Origin of the sequence: Rhodoferax mekongensis, assembly GCF_032191775.1 — a bacterium.
GTDB classification, from domain to species: domain Bacteria; phylum Pseudomonadota; class Gammaproteobacteria; order Burkholderiales; family Burkholderiaceae_C; genus Allorhodoferax; species Allorhodoferax mekongensis.
Map to the genome: position 1 here is coordinate 1 of NZ_CP132507.1, position 2500 is coordinate 2500.

Consider the following 2500-nt stretch of genomic DNA (forward strand, 5'->3'; position numbering starts at 1 on the left):
AAGATTGGCAGAAACCTACGATGTCTCAGTTCAGATGGGCATCCGCACTATCATCGGCGCTGACTCGTTTCACTGTCCTGTTCGGGATGGGAAGGAGTGGTACCAAGTCGCTATGGTCGTCAGGCATAACTTGTTGTCACCCAGACTCAAGGTCTGGGCAACCAATTTATAGAGCTAATCAGCTTGTCTTTTACGACGCCATCTCGCTGTGAGATGGTCATTTGAATGCGTCAACTTGGCATAACTTCCTTGAAACACTTGCGTGCATCAAAGTTATAGGGTCAAGCCGCACGAGCAATTAGTATCGGTTAGCTTAACGCATTACTGCGCTTCCACACCCGACCTATCAACGTCCTGGTCTTGAACGACTCTTCAGGGGGCTCAAGGCCCCGGCAGATCTCATCTTGAAACGAGTTTCCCGCTTAGATGCTTTCAGCGGTTATCTCTTCCACACTTAGCTACTCGGCAATGCCACTGGCGTGACAACCGATACACCAGAGGTGTGTCCACTCCGGTCCTCTCGTACTAGGAGCAGGCTTCCTCAAATCTGCAGCGCCCACGGAAGATAGGGACCAAACTGTCTCACGACGTTTTAAACCCAGCTCACGTACCTCTTTAAATGGCGAACAGCCATACCCTTGGGACCGGCTACAGCCCCAGGATGAGATGAGCCGACATCGAGGTGCCAAACACCGCCGTCGATATGAACTCTTGGGCGGTATCAGCCTGTTATCCCCAGAGTACCTTTTATCCGTTGAGCGATGGCCCTTCCATACAGAACCACCGGATCACTATGTCCTGCTTTCGCATCTGCTCGACTTGTCAGTCTCGCAGTTAAGCACGCTTATGCCATTGCACTATCATCACGATGTCCGACCGTAACTAGCGTACCTTCGAACTCCTCCGTTACGCTTTGGGAGGAGACCGCCCCAGTCAAACTGCCTACCATGCACTGTCCCCGATCCAGATAATGGACCTAGGTTAGAACCTCAAACACACCAGGGTGGTATTTCAACGTCGGCTCCATAAGATCTAGCGACCCTACTTCAAAGCCTCCCACCTATCCTACACAGATCTGTTCAAAGTCCAATACAAAGCTACAGTAAAGGTTCATGGGGTCTTTCCGTCTTTCCGCGGGGAGATTGCATCATCACAAACATTTCAACTTCGCTGAGTCTCGGGAGGAGACAGTGTGGCCATCGTTACGCCATTCGTGCAGGTCGGAACTTACCCGACAAGGAATTTCGCTACCTTAGGACCGTTATAGTTACGGCCGCCGTTTACTGGGACTTCAATCAAGAGCTTGCACCCCATCATTTAATCTTCCAGCACCGGGCAGGCGTCACACCCTATACGTCCACTTTCGTGTTTGCAGAGTGCTGTGTTTTTAATAAACAGTCGCAGCCACCGATTTTTTGCAACCTCATTGGGCTCCAGGAGTAAATCCCTTCACCTACTAAAGGCACACCTTCTTCCGAAGTTACGGTGTCAATTTGCCGAGTTCCTTCTCCCGAGTTCTCTCAAGCGCCTTAGAATACTCATCTCGCGCACCAGTGTCGGTTTGCGGTACGGTCGTGTGTAGCTGAAGCTTAGTGGCTTTTCCTGGAAGCAGGGTATCACTCACTTCGAGTGCAAGCACTCTCGTTATCACTCCTCATCTAAGCCCGGCGGATTTGCCTACCAGGCACGACTACAAGCTTGAACCAACATGTCCAACAGTTGGCTGAGTTAACCTTCTCCGTCCCCACATCGCACTACACATCGGTACAGGAATATTGACCTGTTTCCCATCAGCTACGCATCTCTGCCTCGCCTTAGGGGCCGACTCACTCTACGCCGATGAACGTTGCGTAGAAAACCTTGCGCTTACGGCGAGGGGGCTTTTCACCCCCTTTAACGCTACTCATGTCAGCATTCGCACTTCTGATACCTCCAGCACGCTTTACAACGCACCTTCACAGGCTTACAGAACGCTCTCCTACCACTTGCAATAAATTGCAAATCCGCAGCTTCGGTAACTGGCTTAGCCCCGTTACATCTTCCGCGCAGGACGACTCGATCAGTGAGCTATTACGCTTTCTTTAAATGATGGCTGCTTCTAAGCCAACATCCTGACTGTTTTAGCCTTCCCACTTCGTTTCCCACTTAGCCAATTTTAGGGACCTTAGCTGGCGGTCTGGGTTGTTTCCCTCTTGAGTCCGGACGTTAGCACCCGGTGCTCTGTCTCCCAAGCTGTACTCTGCGGTATTCGGAGTTTGCATTGGTTTGGTAAGTCGCCATGACCCCCTAGCCAAAACAGTGCTCTACCCCCGCAGGTAATACTTGAGGCACTACCTAAATAGTTTTCGGAGAGAACCAGCTATTTCCAAGTTTGTTTAGCCTTTCACCCCTATCCACAGCTCATCCGCTAGTTTTGCAACACTAGTCGGTTCGGACCTCCAGTACCTGTTACGGCACCTTCATCCTGGCCATGGATAGATCACTTGGTTTCGGGTCTACA

Annotated in this window: 2 rRNA genes (1 of these 2 cut by a window edge); both read right to left on the bottom strand. The window is 51.0% G+C overall.

Features of this window, described 5'->3' with window-relative positions:
- Window positions 1–12 precede the first annotated feature (12 nt).
- A 5S ribosomal RNA gene (rrf, locus tag RAN89_RS00005) occupies window positions 13–124 on the bottom strand.
- Between the two features lie 153 nt (window positions 125–277).
- Window positions 278–2500: ribosomal RNA gene (locus tag RAN89_RS00010) — 23S ribosomal RNA — on the bottom strand; it runs 653 nt beyond the window's last position.